Origin of the sequence: Pontibacillus halophilus JSM 076056 = DSM 19796, assembly GCF_000425205.1 — a bacterium.
GTDB lineage: Bacteria > Bacillota > Bacilli > Bacillales > BH030062 > Pontibacillus_A > Pontibacillus_A halophilus.
The window spans coordinates 128,418-146,300 of record NZ_KE384328.1; the positions used below are offsets into that span (position 1 = coordinate 128,418).

The following is a 17,883-nucleotide window of genomic DNA, read 5'->3' on the forward strand; positions in this document are numbered from 1 at the left end:
CACAATGAACAGATGAACAATAGATGTTGGAGGGAAAAGCATGTCTGCAAAATTCGAAAAATTAGAAGGTAACGAAGGCCAACTTACAGTAGAAGTTGAAGCTGAGAAGTTTGACCAAGCGTTAGACCAAGCATTCAAAAAAGTTGTAAAAGATGTATCTATTCCAGGTTTCCGTAAAGGGAAAGTACCTCGTAAAATCTTTGAACAACGCTTTGGTGTTGAGTCTCTATACCAAGATGCACTAGATATCCTACTTCCTGATGCTTACGGTGAGGCTGTTGAAGAAACAAACATCACTCCTGTAGACCGTCCAGAAGTAGACGTAGAACAAATTGAAAAAGGTCAAAACCTTATCTTTACTGCTAAAGTTACAGTGAAGCCAGAAGTAACACTTGGCGACTACAAAGGTCTTGAAGTAGAAGACCAAGACGTTGCCGTTACTGACGAAGACGTTGAAGCTGAACTTAAACAGCAGCAAGAAAAACAAGCTGAGCTTGTTGTTAAAGAAGAAGGAACTGTAGAAGAAGGTGACACAGTTGTCATGGACTTTGAAGGCTTCGTTGATGGCGTTGCATTCGAAGGCGGCCAAGCTGAGAACCATTCTCTAGAAATCGGTTCTGGTCAATTTATTCCAGGATTCGAAGAGCAGCTAGTTGGTAAATCTGCTGGAGAAGATACAGAAGTAGAAGTAACATTCCCAGAGGAATACCACGCTGAAGACCTAGCTGGTAAAGCAGCTACATTCAAAGTTAAAATTCACGAAATCAAGACAAAAGAAGTTCCTGAACTTGATGATGAATTTGCAAAAGATGTAGATGAAGAAGTAGAAACTCTAGATGAGTTGAAGCAAAAGACAAAAGAGCGTCTACAAGAAGAGAAGAACCAACAAGCTGAGAACGCGAAACGCGAAGAGCTTGTAAATAAAGCGACAGATAACGCAGAAATCGACATTCCTGAAGCAATGGTAGACACGGAATTAGATCGTATGATCCAAGAATTCCAACAACGTCTACAAATGCAAGGCATGACGCTTGAAATGTACACTCAATTCACTGGTCAAGACCAGGATGCGTTGAAAGAACAAATGAAGGATGACGCACAGCAACGTGTGAAAACGAACCTTGTTCTAGAAGCAATTGCAGAAGCTGAAAATGTACAGGTGTCTGAAGAAGACGTAAACGAAGAGCTTGCGAACATGGCTTCTATGTACCAAACTGATGTTGAGAACCTTAAGCAAATGCTAGGTGGAAACACAGATATGGTAAATGAAGACCTTAAATACCGCAAAGCAATCGAAGTTCTTGTAGATAACAGCAAATCTGCATAATGAAACAATGGAAGAATGACAAGGCGCGACTTTATTCGTGCCTTGTTTTCTTCATATAAAGAATCTTGTATGGAATGTTCTCACTTCTTTGAAAATACATATAAACCATACCTTCAAGTTTGTCCCGACCTCTTTCGTTTCTACACATATGTTGACTTCTTTCTTGATACAAGTACATAATATATACATATACCCACTGTCCGAAACATTACATGAGTTTTTTGCTTTTAAGTCATTACATTTATTTGTTATGATGTCCTAAAGTAAGGTGAAATAAGGTCAATTTGTTATAGATCCCTAGGCTAGATATTCTTTGTGAGGTGAATAGTGCATGTTTAAATTTAATGAAGAGAAAGGCCAGCTTAAGTGCTCCTTCTGTGGTAAGACGCAAGACCAAGTGCGTAAACTTGTAGCAGGTCCCGGCGTATATATATGCGATGAGTGTATTGAATTATGTACAGAAATCGTTGAGGAAGAGTTAGGTAATGAAGAAGAAGTTGAATTCAAAGAGGTTCCTAAACCTAGAGAAATCAACGATATCTTAAATGACTACGTAATTGGTCAGAACCAGGCGAAGCGCAATCTTTCTGTTGCGGTTTATAACCATTATAAGCGTATTAATGCGACTGCAAATTCGAAATCAGACGACGTAGAATTGGCGAAGAGTAACATTTGTATGATTGGGCCTACTGGTAGCGGTAAAACTCTACTTGCTCAAACACTAGCTCGTATTCTAAATGTACCATTTGCCATTGCAGATGCGACATCTCTAACTGAAGCAGGTTATGTAGGGGAAGATGTAGAGAACATCTTGCTTAAGCTAATCCAATCTGCAGATTATGACGTAGAGAAAGCTGAAAAAGGGATTATCTATATTGATGAAATTGACAAAGTTGCCCGTAAATCTGAGAACCCATCCATCACTCGTGATGTATCCGGTGAAGGGGTTCAACAAGCATTGCTTAAAATTCTTGAAGGTACAGTAGCAAGCGTTCCTCCACAAGGTGGACGTAAGCATCCTCATCAAGAATTTATCCAAATCGATACAAGCAACGTTCTATTCATCGTTGGTGGTGCCTTCGATGGTATTGAAGACATCGTTCGCCGACGTCTTGGTAAACGTGTGATTGGATTTGGAGCAGAGCAAAGCTCTGATGAAATGGACCGCGCAGAGTTGCTCACAAAAGTCTTGCCAGAAGACCTTCTTCGTTACGGTCTAATTCCTGAGTTTATTGGCCGTCTACCAGTTATTGGTGCGCTTGAGCCATTAGACGAAGAAGCACTTGTTCAAATTCTTACGGCGCCTAAGAATGCGCTTGTGAAACAATATAAGCGTTTGTTCCAAATTGATCATGTTGAACTTGAATTTGAAGATGAAGCCTTACGTGAAGTAGCTCGTAAAGCCATTGAACGTAAGACAGGTGCTCGTGGACTTCGTTCCATTCTTGAGAGCATTATGCTTGATGTGATGTATGAAATTCCTTCTAGAGATGATATTGAGAAAGTCATCATCACAAATGAAACGGTTATTAACGACAATGGTCGTCCTAAATTTGTCTTTAACGACGGTACGGTTAGAGACGAGAATAAGCCTAAAGAAAGTGCATAAGGCCAAGCAGTAGCCCTTGTAGGGGCTACTGCTTTTTTTATGTCATGCGTTTTTCTAGCGAGTACATTTTATAGGGTTTAGCGTAAACATTTGGGGAGATACTAGCTTGTAATGTAGCACGTTTATACATTACAGGAGGGAACAACATGTCTCTAACGAGTATTGTTTTAATGGTCCAGATGTTTTTTGGTGTTGTCATTGGACTGTACTTTTGGAATCTGTTAAAGAACCAACGTTCACAGAAGGTCACCATCGACCGTGAGTCTAAAAAAGAAATGGCTCAGCTAAGAAAAATGAGAGAAATTCGTCTTACAGAACCGCTCTCTGAACGAGTGCGACCACGTAGCTTTCATGATATAGTCGGGCAGAAAGATGGAATTGAGGCCTTGCGTGCAGCCATTTGTAGTGAAAATCCTCAGCATGTCATTATTTACGGTCCACCTGGTGTTGGAAAGACCGCTGCGGCCCGCTTGGTGTTAGAAGAGGCAAAGTCGCAAACTGAATCACCATTTAAACAGGATGCTGTGTTCGTAGAACTAGATGCCACAACAGCTCGCTTTGATGAAAGGGGAATTGCTGATCCCCTTATTGGATCGGTTCATGACCCTATTTATCAAGGGGCAGGGGCCATGGGGCAAGCTGGTATTCCTCAACCCAAGCAAGGTGCCGTATCTAATGCGCACGGTGGGGTCCTATTTATTGATGAAATCGGAGAGCTTCATCCAATTCAAATGAATAAGTTGTTGAAAGTACTAGAAGACCGGAAAGTTTACTTTGAAAGTGCGTATTATAGTGAAGAGAACCAACAAATACCGCTACATATACACGAGATTTTTCAGAAGGGGTTACCAGCGGATTTTCGTTTAATTGGTGCAACGACAAGAATGCCAGATGAAATTCCGCCGGCAATTCGTTCAAGGTGCTTGGAAGTTTTCTTTAGAGAATTGGAGCAAGAAGAGATTGTACAAATCGCTGATAAAGCCGTCCAAAAGGTGAACTATCTTGGAGAAGAAGCTGCTCTTCGTACCTTATCGAACTACGCTCGAAATGGGCGTGAAGCAGTCAACATGATTCAAATCGCTTTAGGTCGTTCCAAGAAGCAAGGGCGGTCTGCTATTGCACAATCTGATATTGAATGGGTAGTCGATGCATCGCAACTCATGCCTCGTTATGAGAAATTCATTCATTCAGAAGATCAAATCGGCGTTGTCAATGGTCTGGCTGTATATGGCCCAAATACAGGTGCTATCCTCGAGATTGAAGTGAGTGTGCTTCCAACTTCTAAAGAAGGTACGATTAACATTACGGGGATTGCAGAAGAAGAGAACATAGGTAGCCAGAGTAAGTCCATCAGAAGAAAGAGTATGGCTAAAGGGTCTATTGAGAATGTACTTACCGTTCTCCGGTCGCTCGGTGTCCCAGCTCACGAATATGATATTCACGTCAATTTCCCTGGGGGCGTGCCAGTTGATGGGCCTTCTGCTGGAGTGGCTATGGCTGTAGCTATTTTCTCAGCCATTTATAGAATCCCTGTGAAGCACGATGTTGCGTTTACTGGTGAAATTAGTCTACGGGGACAAGTGAAACCGGTTGGGGGAGTGATGGCTAAAGTTCGAGCTGCGAGAAAAGCTGGAGCTACCGTTGCCTTTATTCCTGAAGAGAACGACCAGGCCATGTTCCATGAAATGGATGGGATTAAAGTCGTTCCAGTTACAACGATTGAACAGGCTTTGGCAAGAGGATTAAAGGGAGAAATTGATTCGTTCCTTCCTGCTCGACCACAGCAAGACCCGACTATCATTCGAAAGGCCGGGGAACGATAACCTATTCCTCAACTAGAATATTTTACAATGGTGGGTCTTTTCTTTATACTTTAAAGAACCATAACAATCTTAAGAATGAAGAGCTTTGTCTTTGCTTAAGCTAAGGCGAGCTCTGTTTTCTCTTTCTAAATGGCTTTGGTTAATAATGAAGTTTGTGAGGAATCATCCACATATTCAGCACATAGCCTTCCAACTAATAAATGGGGAAATCGATGGAGGTGTCAGACCTGTGAGTGAAGACAATAATAATGTAATACCCCTCCTGCCATTACGTGGACTATTGGTATATCCATCCATGGTGATGCACTTAGACGTAGGGCGAGACAAATCTGTACAAGCAATCGAGAAAGCGATGGTGAATGACAATCGGATACTTCTTTCTGCACAGAAAGAAGTCAACGTAGATGATCCATCTCTGGATGACATATATACAATTGGTACTATTGCTTACATTAAACAGATGTTGAAACTTCCGAACGGGACAATTCGCGTTCTTGTAGAAGGTGAGCAGCGCGCAAGAATTGTTCAATATGCTCAAGAAGAAGACATGTTCGAGGTTGAATATGAACAAGTAGAAGAAGTTCACGACAACCCGAATCAAGAAGAAGCACTAATGCGTTCTTTATTAGAGCAGTTCGAACAATACATTAAAGTATCAAAGAAAATTAGCGATGAAACGCTAGCGTCTGTGAAAGACATTGATGTCCCAGGCCGTTTAGCGGATATTGTAACGTCCCACCTCTCGCTAAAAATCAAAGATAAACAAGAAGTGTTAGAAATCTCGAATGTAGCACAACGATTGCAACATATTATTGAGATTATTGGAAACGAGAAAGAAGTTCTTCAATTAGAGAAGAAAATTGGCCAACGAGTAAAGACTTCCATGGAACGTACTCAAAAAGAGTACTACCTAAGGGAACAAATGAAAGCAATCCAGAAGGAGCTCGGTGAAAAGGATGGCAAGACAGGCGAAATAGCAGAGCTTAAAGAAAAAATTGAACAGGCTCAAATGCCTGAAAAAGTGGAACAAACTGCACTAAAAGAGCTAGACCGTTATGAGAAAGTTCCACAAAGCTCAGGGGAGAGCTCTGTCATCCGTAACTACATTGAGTGGCTTGTGTCTATTCCGTGGCATGAAGAAACAGATGACAATTTAGATGTCCCTCATGCCGAAGAAATTCTGAACGAAGATCATTATGGGCTAGACAAAGTGAAGGAACGCATCTTAGAATATTTGGCTGTACAGCAATTAACTCAGTCTATTAAAGGGCCTATTCTATGCCTCGTTGGGCCTCCAGGTGTTGGGAAGACTTCATTAGTGCGTTCTATTGCTCGTTCATTAAACCGTGAATACGTGCGTTCCTCTTTAGGTGGCGTTCGGGATGAAGCTGAAATCCGCGGTCACCGTCGAACGTATATTGGAGCAATGCCAGGCCGTATTATCCAAGGGATGAAGCGAGCAGGTACGGTTAACCCGGTCTTTCTATTGGACGAGATCGACAAGATGGCTAGTGACTTTAGAGGAGATCCATCTTCTGCAATGCTTGAAGTGCTAGACCCTGAACAGAACTCTTCATTTAGCGATCATTATATTGAAGAGAACTATGATCTTTCAAACGTCATGTTCGTAGCCACAGCTAACAATATGCAGACGATTCCTGGGCCGTTGTTAGACCGTATGGAAGTTATATCGATAGCGGGTTATACAGAGCTTGAGAAGCTTCATATTGCCAAGGAACACCTACTACCGAAACAAATCAAAGAAAATGGCTTGAACAAGAATCAATTGCAAGTAAGAGAAGAAGCTCTCTATAAGCTCATTCGACGATACACGCGTGAAGCCGGGGTTCGAAATATGGAGCGTCAGCTAGCAGCCTTATGTCGAAAAGCGGCAAAGATTATTGTATCTGAAGGAAAGAAGAAAGTTGTTGTAACGGATAAGAAGCTCGAAGAAATGTTAGGAGCGCCGCTCTTCCGGTATGGGCAAGCGGAAGCTGAGGACCAAATCGGAACGGCAACTGGACTCGCCTACACATCAGCAGGAGGAGACACGTTGTCCATTGAGGTCTCCCTTTATCCGGGCAAAGGTAAATTAACCTTAACCGGTAAGCTTGGCGATGTAATGAAAGAATCTGCTCAAGCAGCGTTTAGCTATATCCGTTCTCGAGCAGAAGAGTTAAAGATTGACCCTGACTTTCATCAGAACTTAGATATTCACATTCACGTACCAGAAGGGGCTACACCGAAAGATGGCCCATCGGCAGGAATAACGATGGCTACAGCACTCGTATCAGCGTTAAGTGGTCGTCCTGTTCGTAAAGAGGTAGGCATGACTGGGGAAATTACGCTTCGTGGTCGGGTCCTTCCAATTGGTGGCTTGAAAGAGAAATCGCTTAGTGCGCACCGAGCTGGATTAACGACAATTATCATGCCGGCTGAGAATGAAAAAGACTTAGAAGATATACCTGATAGCGTGAAAGAAGGATTAACCTTTATTCCTGTTCGTCATTTAGACGAAGTGTTAGATCGCGCTTTAGTGGAGGAGAAATAATGAAGATTAATCATGCGGAACTTGTAATAAGTGCCGTAAGCAAAAAGCAATATCCAGAAGAAGCATTGCCGGAGTTCGCGCTTGCGGGTCGGTCAAATGTGGGGAAATCATCCTTTATTAATAAAATGATACAACGAAAAGCGTTAGCAAGAACCTCTTCAAAACCTGGGAAGACTCAAACGCTTAACTTCTACCGTTTGAATGAATCCATTATGTTTGTTGACGTTCCAGGCTACGGGTACGCCAAAGTATCAAAGACTGAGCGTGCCAAGTGGGGCAAGATGATGGAAGAGTACTTCCAAGAACGACAGCAACTTAATATGTGTATGCTGATCGTGGATATCCGCCACGATCCATCTGAGGATGATGTGATGATGTATGACTTTCTGAAGCACTTTGAGCTTCCTATTACGGTCATTGCAACGAAGATGGACAAGATTAAGCGAGGTCAACGTGCTAAGCAATTAAGCCGTATCACAAAGGTGCTTGAACTTGCACCAGAAGACCAAATCATTCCTTTCTCCTCAGAAACGGGAGAAGGTAAAGACGAAGCTTGGAAAGCAATTCGTGCTTACTTGTAACATTTAAGCATTATTCATAATACAACAATCCCCACTCGTATGAGAGTGGGGATTGTTTATTTTACAAGGAAGTGTTCTGTCCCTAAATGAGTGTAAGAAGCGTTTCTGTTAATTTCTTTTTAAGTCTAAAGAACTAGGATTGACTTGAAGAAGACCTCGTGGTATCTTTAAACCTGATTTAACAGATAGGAATTCATATCATTTATTTTAGGGGGAACTGCACGTGGGTCAGAATGAAACAACATCTAAGGGGAATGGTCTTCTGTTTCGGTCATTGGATTGGATAGAGCGGATTGGTAATAGACTTCCGTCTCCTCTAACTCTATTTTTCCTGTTGGCATTACTGGTTGTCCTATTATCAGGGATCTTTTCTGGAGTCTCTGTGCCAAATCCGAACGTGGAAGAGGAAGGGGCTGTACAGGTTAAGAACCTGTTCAGTGAGGAAGGTCTCCAATACATCTTTACAAGCGCAGTTGATAACTTTATAGGCTTTGCTCCACTTGGTGCGGTGCTCGTTACGATGCTCGGAATTGGACTTGCAGAGCATACGGGATTAGTAGGTGCTGCTTTAAAAGGGGTTGTACTGGCTGTTCCTAAACGGTTTATCACGGCAGCTCTTGTGTTCGCTGGTATTATGTCGAGTGTTGCTGTTAATGCTGGGTACGTTGTGCTCCCGCCGCTTGGAGCCGTGTTATTCTTAGGACTTGGACGCCACCCAATTGCTGGTCTGGCTGCAGCGTTTGCTGGTGTATCAGGTGGATTTGGAGCTAATTTGTTGCTCACATCTACGGATGCAATCTTGACCGAGTTGACGTTTGAAGCGATTCAAGGGGTCGATCCTTCTTATGCTGCTGGCATCAATGTGACCATGAACTACTACTTCATGATTGCATCTGTCGCACTTATTACTATTTTGGGAACGTGGGTCACGCACCGTATTGTTGAACCTCGCCTTGGAGCGTATGAAGGGGAGAAGGGGGAAGATTTAGAGCAATTAACAATTCAGGAGAAGAAGGGGCTAAAAGCTGCCGCGTTCTCTTTCATCGCGATGCTCGCTTTATTTGCTTATTTAGCTTTCGGTCCACTTCGAGGAAATGCTTCAGAAGTTGATTTTCTCGATTCTCCATTCTTTGATTCACTCGTGTTTGTCATCTTTTTATTATTCTTTGTACCTGGCCTTGTCTATGGCCGTATGATGAACACGATTACGAACGACAAGGACCTGACGAATTTCCTTGGTAAATCAATGGCGAGTATGAGTGGCTATATTGCGCTTGCATTTACAGCTGGTCAGTTTATCGCTTATTTCCGTGAGAGTAATATGGGCACAGTCATTGCCGTCAAAGGATCTACCTTCTTAGAAAGTGTGGGAGACGGAGGGTTTACAGGCATTCCGCTTATTCTTACCTTTATGGTCATTACGATGGGAGTTAATCTATTCATTGGCAGCTCTTCTGCTAAATGGACCATTTTAGCGCCTGTATTTGTGCCAATGATGTGGAACTTTGGATACTCGCCAGAATTCACCACTCTTATTTACCGCGTTGCGGATTCATCAACAAACATGATTACACCATTGCTTCTCTACTTCCCGGTCATCATTGCTTTTGCACAACGGTATCAGAAGAAGATGGGCATTGGAACGCTAATTGCGACGATGTTGCCGTATGCAATTACGTTTGCAATCTTCTGGACGATTCTTATGATTGTGTGGATGCTTCTTGGTATCCCAGTGGGCCCGGATGCACCTATTAGAGTTAACTAATGATGATGAAGACTACTCGTTCATGAGTGAACGAGTAGTCTTTTTTGTCGAATTAGAACGATTATGGAGCACACAGGAGGTTGTACGAGGAAATGGCTCTAAAATCCCACTTACCTTCCACAAATGCCATCTTTTAGCGGGATACATACGGATATAAAGTTTTTTGAAAATTGAGTATTTATTACAGTATTGTTACAGTTTACATAACTGCGGGGGCTAGCGTACATACTCGCAAATCAATGATGGAGAGGGTTATGGTCATATGAAGAAATGGTACATGAGCATTCTTGCACTTGCCTTTGTCGTCGTACTTAGTGCATGTGGGTCTGGAGAAGAAGATGAAGCAAGTACGGATACGGGCGGGAATGATGCTGATTCAAATTTAACGCTAATTGATGAAGGTAAGTTCAGCTATGCAGCCTCAGGCGAGTACAAACCGTTTAGTTATATGAATATGGACAATGAAATGGAAGGGTTCGACATTGATGTAGCCAATGCTGTTGCAGAAGAGTTGGGCCTTGAACCTGTGCAGAATCGTTACAAATTCTCAGCGATTGTAGAAGGGGTTAAAACAGGTCGTTTCGATGCTGCAGTAGCCAGTCACACGATTACACCTGAACGAGAAGAGCAAGTAGACTTCTCTGATGCGTATTATTATTCTGGAGCTCAAATCTTCACTCAACCAGGAAGTGAATTTGAAAAGCTTGAAGACCTGGAGGGGAAAGATGTAGCCGTGTCGAAAGGCTCCACGTACCAAAAGTATGCGGATGAAGTAACAGAGGACGTAAGTGTGTACGACAGTGACGTTGTGGCTCTTCAAGCGTTAGCGAAAGGTCAGCACGATGCTGTAATTACAGACTTCCTGACAGGTAAGGAAGCAATCGGAAACGACCTAGACATTGAAGCGCGTTCTATGATTGAACGAAGCGAACAGGCAATCGCTGTTTCTAAGGAGAATCCGGAATTATTAGAAGCCATCAATGAGGCGCTTAAGACGTTGCGAGAAGACGGTACGCTAACTGAGATTAGTCAAGAATACTTCGGTGAAGATATTACGACGAAACCAGAATAAGCGAGAGCGCGCATGAAAGTGTGCGCTTTTTCTTATGGGAAGGAGATGAGGATTAAATGTTATCTGGTCTAGAGCACTTATTTAACTTGTTAATTGAAAGTCGTGGTCTATTTGGGAAAGCCGTTCTTCTTACATTTCAGCTGACTGCAGTATCCATTGTGTTGGCTATCGTAATCGGCTTGGTTGTTGCACTTATGAAAATTTCGAAGGTAAGAGTATTGGAAGGGCTTGCGAATGTATATATCTTTATTGTTCGAGGGACTCCATTAATCGTTCAAATCTTTGTGTTCTATTATGGGTTATCACAAGGAGAATTTAAGATTTCTGGATTTTGGTCTGCTTCGTTAGGACTAGCCTTCCACAATGGTGCCTATATTGCAGAGATCTTCAGGGGAGCCATACAGTCCATAGAGAAAGGGCAGATGGAAGCTGGTCGTTCACTTGGAATGAGTCATACGTTGACGATGCGTAGGATTATATTACCTCAAGCCTTCCGACGCGCTCTACCTCCACTTGGCAACCAATTTATTATCGGGCTAAAGGATTCCTCTCTAGCTGCCTTCGTTGGTCTTTCTGAAATCTTTAACGTAGCAACCACAATGGGGTCTTCTACATTTGACTACATGTCTTGGCTTCTAATCTGTGCGTTTTACTACTTAATACTCGTGTTTATATTGACCCTTGGAGTGACCTATTTAGAGAAGAAGCTAGAGGTACAGCCTTAAGAAAGGAGAGATTCCATGACGGCGGATAAGATGATCCATATTGAGAAACTGAACAAATCGTTTGGAGACTTACATGTACTTAAGAATATTGATTTCGATGTAAACAAGAAAGAAGTGGTCGTTCTAATTGGTGCGAGTGGTTCAGGGAAGAGTACGTTATTACGATGTTTAAACTTCTTGGAGGTCAAAGATGATGGAATCATTACAATCGACGGGAGAGAGATTGACCCGAAGAAGGATAATTTGAATGGGGTCCGTCAGAAGGTAGGGATGGTATTCCAGCATTTTCATCTCTTTCCTCATAAGACGGTACTTCAGAATGTTATGGAAGCTCAGACTTATGTAAAGAAATTGAGCAAAGAAGAAGCGGGTAAAGAGGGGAAGGCGCTTCTTGAGAAGGTGGGCTTACAAGACAAAGCAGATGTTTATCCTAATCAACTTTCTGGCGGACAGAAGCAGCGCGTAGCCATCGCCCGCTCTTTAGCGATGAAACCGGAGATTATGCTATTCGATGAACCTACTTCAGCCCTTGACCCAGAGTTGGTAGGGGAAGTGCTCAGTACAATGAAAGAGTTGGCAAATGAAGGGATGACGATGGTTGTCGTGACTCATGAAATGGGATTCGCTCGTGAAGTTGCAGACCGAGTGGTATATATGCACGATGGGAAGATTGTTGAGACTGGAAAGCCAAAAGACATCTTTGATTCTCCAAAGGAAGAACGAACAAAAGCATTTCTAAGTTCCATCCTATAAAAAAAGAAAGCCAGTCTAAAGAAAGACTGGCTTTCCTGTATAATTTTCACTTTTTCTTGAAGAATAACAAATAACAACCTAAACCAATTAAGATGACGGGCCAGAATTGTTGTACCACGCTAACGCCTTTATCGATCCATTGGAACCATTCGGGCTTACTTGTAGAGAATAAGGCGAACATGGATAGAATGAGTAGAAAGAGACCTGGAATGAATCCAGATTTCGTCTTTGTATACCTCACGAGAAAAGCGATACTAATAATAAATGGGTAAACGCCCCAATGTTGAATCCAAAACGAATAAACGTTCATACCATGAAAGTGAATGCCTAATCCTAGAAGCACCACACCTGGAAACAGGTTCTCATACTGCTTGGAAGAATAGCTCTGAATCAAGAAGGCAATGCCTATAATAATAACCAGGGTGGGCCAAGAGTAAAAGTGCGTGATAATGGGGAGTTGTAACTGACGCATAAGAAAATATAGACCAATTCCTAGAAGCAAGAAGCCACCAAACGTGTTTTGTTTTCGCACAAAGAATCCCTCCAATGTGAAGTTCGTGTGTTCGCGTGTGCATCGTTTGCCTGCGGGGGAGTGGTGTGTTAAGGTACGTAAAGAATGTCTTATCCACAGAATTTGTAAATTTTATGTATAATAGAACTATTCATATCCTATCATAAGGATTTCAATATCTGTTCACATTTTTCTTCTTTAGAATGGTTATAATCTGTTATACTAAATAGAGATAGAAATAGTAAGGTAGGGGGTAAAGGTATGCATGTATTAGTAGTCGGCGTAAATTATAAGACCGCCCCTGTTGAGATAAGAGAAAAGCTTACCTTTTCTGAGGAACGTCTTGTTGACGCCATGTCATCACTGAATGAACAGAAAAGTGTGCTTGAGAACGTGATTATCTCTACATGCAATCGTACGGAAATTTATGCGGTCGTAGACCAACTGCATACTGGACGTTATTATATAAAACAATTTTTAGCCAACTGGTTTAATGTTGATAAGGACGAGTTTACTCCATTCTTATCCATCTATGAGAATGATGGAGCGATGGAGCATTTGTTCCGCGTAATTTCAGGATTAGATTCTATGGTTCTTGGAGAAACACAAATCCTAGGACAAATGAAACAGTCCTTCTTAAAGGCACAAGAATCGAATACAACAGGTACCATGTTTAACCAACTATTTAAACAAGCGGTAACGTTGGCTAAACGAGGTCATAAAGAAACTGAAATTGGAGAAAATGCCGTTTCAGTAAGTTATGCTGCGGTAGAACTCTCTAAGAAAATATTCGGAGACTTATCCAATAAGCATGTTGTAATTTATGGTGCTGGTAAAATGGGTGAATTAGCTGCCCAGAATTTACACGGTTCCGGTGTGAAACATGTCACGGTTGTAAACCGTACCCTTTCTAAAGCCGTACAATTAGCGGAGAAGTTCCAAGGCACACCAAGAACAACTGAAGAATTACCATCTGTATTAGAAAGTGCAGACATTTTAATCAGTTCAACAGGAGCCGATGACTATGTGATAACGAAAGACCAGCTTGCGTCTGTAACGAAGAAGCGTAAAGGTCGTCCGTTGTTCTTAGTAGATATTGCTGTGCCACGTGATTTAGACCCCGCGATTGATGATTTAGAAAGTGTCTTTCTATATGACATAGACGACCTTCAAGGCATTGTAGATGCGAATCTTGCTGCACGCCAGGAAGCGGCAGAACAAGTAGAAATTATGATTGAAGCAGAGATTGTATCTTTCAAAGAATGGCTTCAAACCATTGGAGTTGTTCCTGTCATTTCGGCTCTTCGTAACAAAGCCTTGTCTATTCAGTCTGAAACGATGAAGAGCATTGAGCGAAAGATGCCAGATTTAACAGACCGTGAACGTAAAGTGTTGAGTAAACACACAAAGAGTATTATCAATCAAATGTTGAAAGAGCCTATTCAACAGGCCAAAGAAATGGCAAGCCACGACCAGTCTGAACTACAGCTTGAATTGTTCCAGAAGATTTTTGGTATTGAAGACCAAGTTCAAGATGAAATTCAAAGACAAGAGGCGAAGAATAAAGAAGCCGTCTTAGAAGACGATGGGAAACCGACCTTTCAAGTTAACTTAGTAAATTCATGAGAAAGGGAATATCCCTATGGTTGAAATGAAGTGGATTTATGAATGGATCATGATTGTATATGGATTAAGTCTAATCGGCTACTTTGTCGATTTTATTCAACATAACCGGAAGGTGAATCGTTTCGCCTTCTGGTTACTTTCTATCGTTTGGATTTTACAAACAAGTGTTATCGTCATTCAATTAATAGGACAAGAAGAATTTCCGATTCGGACCATACAAGACGGTCTTTATTTTTATGCTTGGATTTTAGTCACCTTTTCACTTATTGTGAACCGATTGTTTAAGGTGGATTTCATCGTGTTCTTTACGAATGCCTTTGGTTTCTTTATGATGACCTTGCAGATCTTCGCGAAGGCTCAGAACGATGCCACTGAACAATCATTAAGACTTGTGAGTGAACTACTTGTAACGCACATAACTTTGGCACTCGTCAGTTATGGGTTCTTTACGTTTTCTTGTATTTTCTCATTTATGTACTTACTGCAGTATCGACTCTTGAAAGAGAAGAAATGGAACAAGCGCTTAATGAGGCTTGGGGATCTTGGTCAACTCGATAATTTCTCTTATATAGCAGCCGTTTTAGGTGTACCGTTGTTGTTGATTGCCTTAATTTTAGGGGTGATCTGGGGATACACATCAGGGGAAGAGTTCTACCTCTTTGATTCGAAGACACTTGGGTCCATTGGTATGCTAGTCATTTATTTAGTTTACCTTTTCCTTCGCGTTGTGAAGGATTATGAAGGGCGTACAATGGCTCTTTACAACACAGGTGCTTTCCTTTTCCTATTAGTGAACTTCTTCCTATTTGGCTCACTATCAAACTTTCATATTTAAAACACTTTAATCAGGGGGAGAACGATGAGGAAAATTGTAATTGGAACACGTAAGAGTAAACTGGCATTGACTCAAACAAATTGGGTAATCGAAAAGTTGAAAGAAGAAGGTCTACCGTTCGAATTCGAAACGAAAAAGATTGTTACAACAGGGGATAAAATTCAGAACGTTACGCTTTCCCGTATCGGTGGAAAAGCGCTATTCGTTAAAGAGATTGAAGCTGCCATGTACAACAATGAAATTGACCTTGCTGTACATAGTATGAAAGATATGCCTTCAGAACCGCCAGAAGGACTAACAATTGGGAGTGTTCCAATTCGTGAAGACCACCGTGATGCTTACATTGGTCAGAACAGCGTCCCGTTCCATGAACTTCCTGAGGGTGCTGTTGTTGGAACAAGTAGCTTGCGCCGTGCAGCTCAAATTCGAGCGATTCGTCCTGACATTACAATTCGGTCGATTCGCGGTAACATAGACACTCGACTTCGAAAGCTTGAAGAAGAGGATTATGACGCAATTATACTTGCGACAGCCGGATTGAAGCGCATGGGTTGGTCCGATGATGTGATTACTGAATACTTGGAACCAGAGGTTATGGTGCCAGCAGTCGGGCAAGGCGCGTTAGCGCTCCAGTGTCGTGAAGGCGATGAAGAAGTGATGGAGCTTATCCAACGATTAAACCATGACTATACGTACCGGACGGTTATGGCAGAACGCTCCTTCTTGCAACGCTTGAACGGCGGATGTGAATCTCCAATCGGTGCATATGCTTACCTTCAGGGTGATGACATTGTGTTGACGGGGCTTGTGTCCACAGCAGATGGTACTACTGTGCTGAAAGAAGTAGTAACAGGAACAGATTCTCATGCGGTTGGTTTAGAAGCAGCAGATAAAATCTTAGCACGAGGTGGAGCTGAGATCATCGAAGCTTCTAAAGAGGAAACGAATGAGTAATGGGTGTACTGGAAGGTAAACAAATCCTAGTAACCCGTGAGCTGGAACAAGCCAAAACGATGACTTCAAAGATTCAACAGCTAGGCGGAATTTCGATTGAAATTCCGCTTTTGTCATTTAAATCTGCAGATAAGGAGACTTTTCGACGTTCCATTACGCACCTGGAACAGGCGGATTGGGTCTTCTTTACGAGTGCGAACGGTGTGGCTTTCTTTTTCGATCAACTTGAGGAAGAGCAACTTAAGCTCCCCTCCCACCTTTCGATTGCGGTAGTAGGCCTGAAAACGGAGCAAGCACTTCAGCAATATGGCTATCATCCTTCGTTCGTCCCAAGTCGATATAGCGCTTATACCTTAGGAACCGAGTTCATCGAGCAAGTTAGTGAGCCTTTATCCATTGTACTTATCCAAGGGAACTTATCGCGCACTACCTTAAAGGATACTCTGTCTCGAGGCCCATACGAGATTCAAACAGTCATCATGTATGAAACCGTATTTAATGTTACAATGGAGACGAAATTAACTGAAGCTATAGCAAACAAACAAATAGATGCCCTAACGTTTACGAGCCCTTCTGCTGTTCGTGCTTTTACAAGATTAGCGGGACACTTTGAAGAAGTGTTCACATATCCTTGTGCTTGCATTGGGCCAACGACCGAACAAGAGGCTCGAAAGTTAGGGTTTACACGTATCGTCGTCCCTAAGACGTATACTGTGGAAGCTATGATTGAGCAACTAGCTCTAGACCGTGATGAAAGGAACTGGTAATGATGAATGAACTACATTTCAAACGCCACCGACGTCTACGTACAAGCGAATCCATGCGTTCTCTTGTACGAGAGACACATTTGCAGAAGGAAGATTTAATCTATCCAATCTTCGTAGTCGAAGGGGAGAAAGTTAAGAACGAAGTGTCCTCTATGCCAGGGGTGTATCAAGTATCTCTAGACTACTTAACCGAGCAGATGAACGAATTAGAAGACTTAGGGATTCGTGGTGTGATTGTATTTGGTGTGCCTAAAGAGAAGGATGAGATCGGGACACAAGCCTATTGCGAGACAGGCATTGTTCAAGAAGCCATTCGCCAAATTAAACGTGATCATCAAAGTCTGACTGTTATTGCAGATACTTGCCTTTGTCAATACACGGATCATGGGCACTGTGGTGTCGTTCGAGATGGGGTTGTAGAAAATGATGAATCCTTGGAACTTCTCGTACAAACAGCTATCAGTCAAGCGAAAGCTGGAGCGGATATTATCGCTCCTTCCAACATGATGGATGGATTTGTAGCGGCAATTCGGAAAGGCCTTGATGAAGCAGGATTTGTTCATGTACCAATCATGTCTTATGCCGTTAAATACGCTTCCTCTTTCTATGGACCATTCCGCGATGCAGCTCATAGTTCTCCTCAATTTGGAGACCGTAAGGAGTACCAAATGGACCCTGCGAATCGTCTAGAGGCCATTCGTGAAGCTGAATCAGATGTGGAAGAAGGAGCGGACTTCCTGATTGTGAAACCATCACTTGCCTATCTAGATGTGATGCGTGAAGTGAAAGATCGCTTCAACCTTCCTCTTGTTGCGTACAACGTAAGTGGGGAATATTCCATGATTAAGGCAGCTGCAGCAAATGGTTGGGTAAATGAGCGTGAAATCGTCTTGGAGAAATTAACGTCAATGAAGCGTGCAGGTGCCGATTTAATTATTACGTACTTTGCTAAAGATGCAGCACGTTATATAAGTGAATAAGGGA

15 protein-coding genes are annotated in these 17,883 nt (G+C 42.3%); 14 read left to right on the top strand and 1 reads right to left on the bottom strand.

The features are described 5' to 3' along the window. Positions 1-40 precede the first annotated feature (40 nt). The 9 genes from tig (at position 41) to H513_RS0118330 (ending at position 12,206) form a co-directional block, all read left to right on the top strand. Entirely contained in the window at positions 41-1,327 is a 1,287-nt protein-coding gene (gene tig / locus H513_RS0118290; RefSeq protein WP_026802020.1) for a trigger factor, read from the top strand. Positions 1,328-1,658: 331 nt separating this feature from the next. Continuing rightward, positions 1,659-2,936 (top strand): ATP-dependent protease ATP-binding subunit ClpX, encoded by a 1,278-nt coding sequence (gene clpX, locus H513_RS0118295; RefSeq protein WP_026802021.1) that lies wholly within the window; start codon positions 1,659-1,661, stop codon positions 2,934-2,936. A 146-nt stretch (positions 2,937-3,082) separates the two neighbouring features. After that, the gene (lonB, locus tag H513_RS20690) at positions 3,083-4,759 is read left to right on the top strand and encodes an ATP-dependent protease LonB (RefSeq protein ID WP_051240151.1); all 1,677 of its coding nucleotides are present in this window, start codon (positions 3,083-3,085) and stop codon (positions 4,757-4,759) included. A gap of 295 nt (positions 4,760-5,054) precedes the next feature. Then, positions 5,055-7,310 carry an endopeptidase La gene (gene lon, locus H513_RS0118305; RefSeq protein ID WP_231572065.1) on the top strand — a complete coding sequence of 752 codons (2,256 nt, stop codon included), beginning with the start codon at positions 5,055-5,057 and terminating at the stop codon, positions 7,308-7,310. Further along, positions 7,310-7,891 (top strand): ribosome biogenesis GTP-binding protein YihA/YsxC, encoded by a 582-nt coding sequence (gene yihA, locus H513_RS0118310; protein ID WP_026802023.1) that lies wholly within the window; start codon positions 7,310-7,312, stop codon positions 7,889-7,891. The genes lon and yihA overlap by 1 nt, the downstream gene beginning before the upstream one ends. Before the next feature lie 223 nt (positions 7,892-8,114). Then, positions 8,115-9,656 (top strand): AbgT family transporter, encoded by a 1,542-nt coding sequence (locus tag H513_RS0118315; protein ID WP_026802024.1) that lies wholly within the window; start codon positions 8,115-8,117, stop codon positions 9,654-9,656. 262 nt (positions 9,657-9,918) lie between these two features. After that, positions 9,919-10,728 carry a transporter substrate-binding domain-containing protein gene (locus H513_RS0118320; protein WP_026802025.1) on the top strand — a complete coding sequence of 270 codons (810 nt, stop codon included), beginning with the start codon at positions 9,919-9,921 and terminating at the stop codon, positions 10,726-10,728. 56 nt (positions 10,729-10,784) lie between these two features. After that, entirely contained in the window at positions 10,785-11,453 is a 669-nt protein-coding gene (locus tag H513_RS0118325) for an amino acid ABC transporter permease (protein ID WP_026802026.1), read from the top strand. Between the two features lie 15 nt (positions 11,454-11,468). Continuing rightward, positions 11,469-12,206: an amino acid ABC transporter ATP-binding protein gene (locus tag H513_RS0118330; RefSeq protein WP_026802027.1), complete on the top strand. Its 738-nt coding sequence runs from the start codon at positions 11,469-11,471 to the stop codon at positions 12,204-12,206. Positions 12,207-12,252: 46 nt separating this feature from the next. Here H513_RS0118330 and H513_RS0118335 read toward each other — a convergent pair whose 3' ends face one another. After that, the gene (locus H513_RS0118335; protein ID WP_026802028.1) at positions 12,253-12,738 is read right to left on the bottom strand and encodes a LiaI-LiaF-like domain-containing protein; all 486 of its coding nucleotides are present in this window, start codon (positions 12,736-12,738) and stop codon (positions 12,253-12,255) included. Positions 12,739-12,978: 240 nt separating this feature from the next. Between H513_RS0118335 and hemA the strand changes: the two genes are divergently transcribed. From hemA to hemB, 5 genes are read left to right on the top strand one after another with little or no spacing between them, the layout of a single operon-like run. After that, the gene (gene hemA, locus H513_RS0118340; protein ID WP_026802029.1) at positions 12,979-14,343 is read left to right on the top strand and encodes a glutamyl-tRNA reductase; all 1,365 of its coding nucleotides are present in this window, start codon (positions 12,979-12,981) and stop codon (positions 14,341-14,343) included. A 16-nt stretch (positions 14,344-14,359) separates the two neighbouring features. Continuing rightward, complete coding sequence (locus H513_RS0118345; protein WP_026802030.1) at positions 14,360-15,178, top strand: cytochrome c biogenesis protein; 819 nt, start codon at positions 14,360-14,362, stop codon at positions 15,176-15,178. Between the two features lie 24 nt (positions 15,179-15,202). Beyond that, positions 15,203-16,132: a hydroxymethylbilane synthase gene (gene hemC, locus H513_RS0118350; RefSeq protein ID WP_026802031.1), complete on the top strand. Its 930-nt coding sequence runs from the start codon at positions 15,203-15,205 to the stop codon at positions 16,130-16,132. Next, the gene (locus H513_RS0118355; RefSeq protein ID WP_026802032.1) at positions 16,132-16,899 is read left to right on the top strand and encodes a uroporphyrinogen-III synthase; all 768 of its coding nucleotides are present in this window, start codon (positions 16,132-16,134) and stop codon (positions 16,897-16,899) included. Before hemC ends, H513_RS0118355 begins: the two co-directional genes overlap by 1 nt. A gap of 2 nt (positions 16,900-16,901) precedes the next feature. Continuing rightward, on the top strand, positions 16,902-17,879 hold the full coding sequence (hemB, locus tag H513_RS0118360; RefSeq protein ID WP_026802033.1) for a porphobilinogen synthase: 978 nt from the start codon (positions 16,902-16,904) through the stop codon (positions 17,877-17,879). Positions 17,880-17,883: the final 4 nt, after the last annotated feature.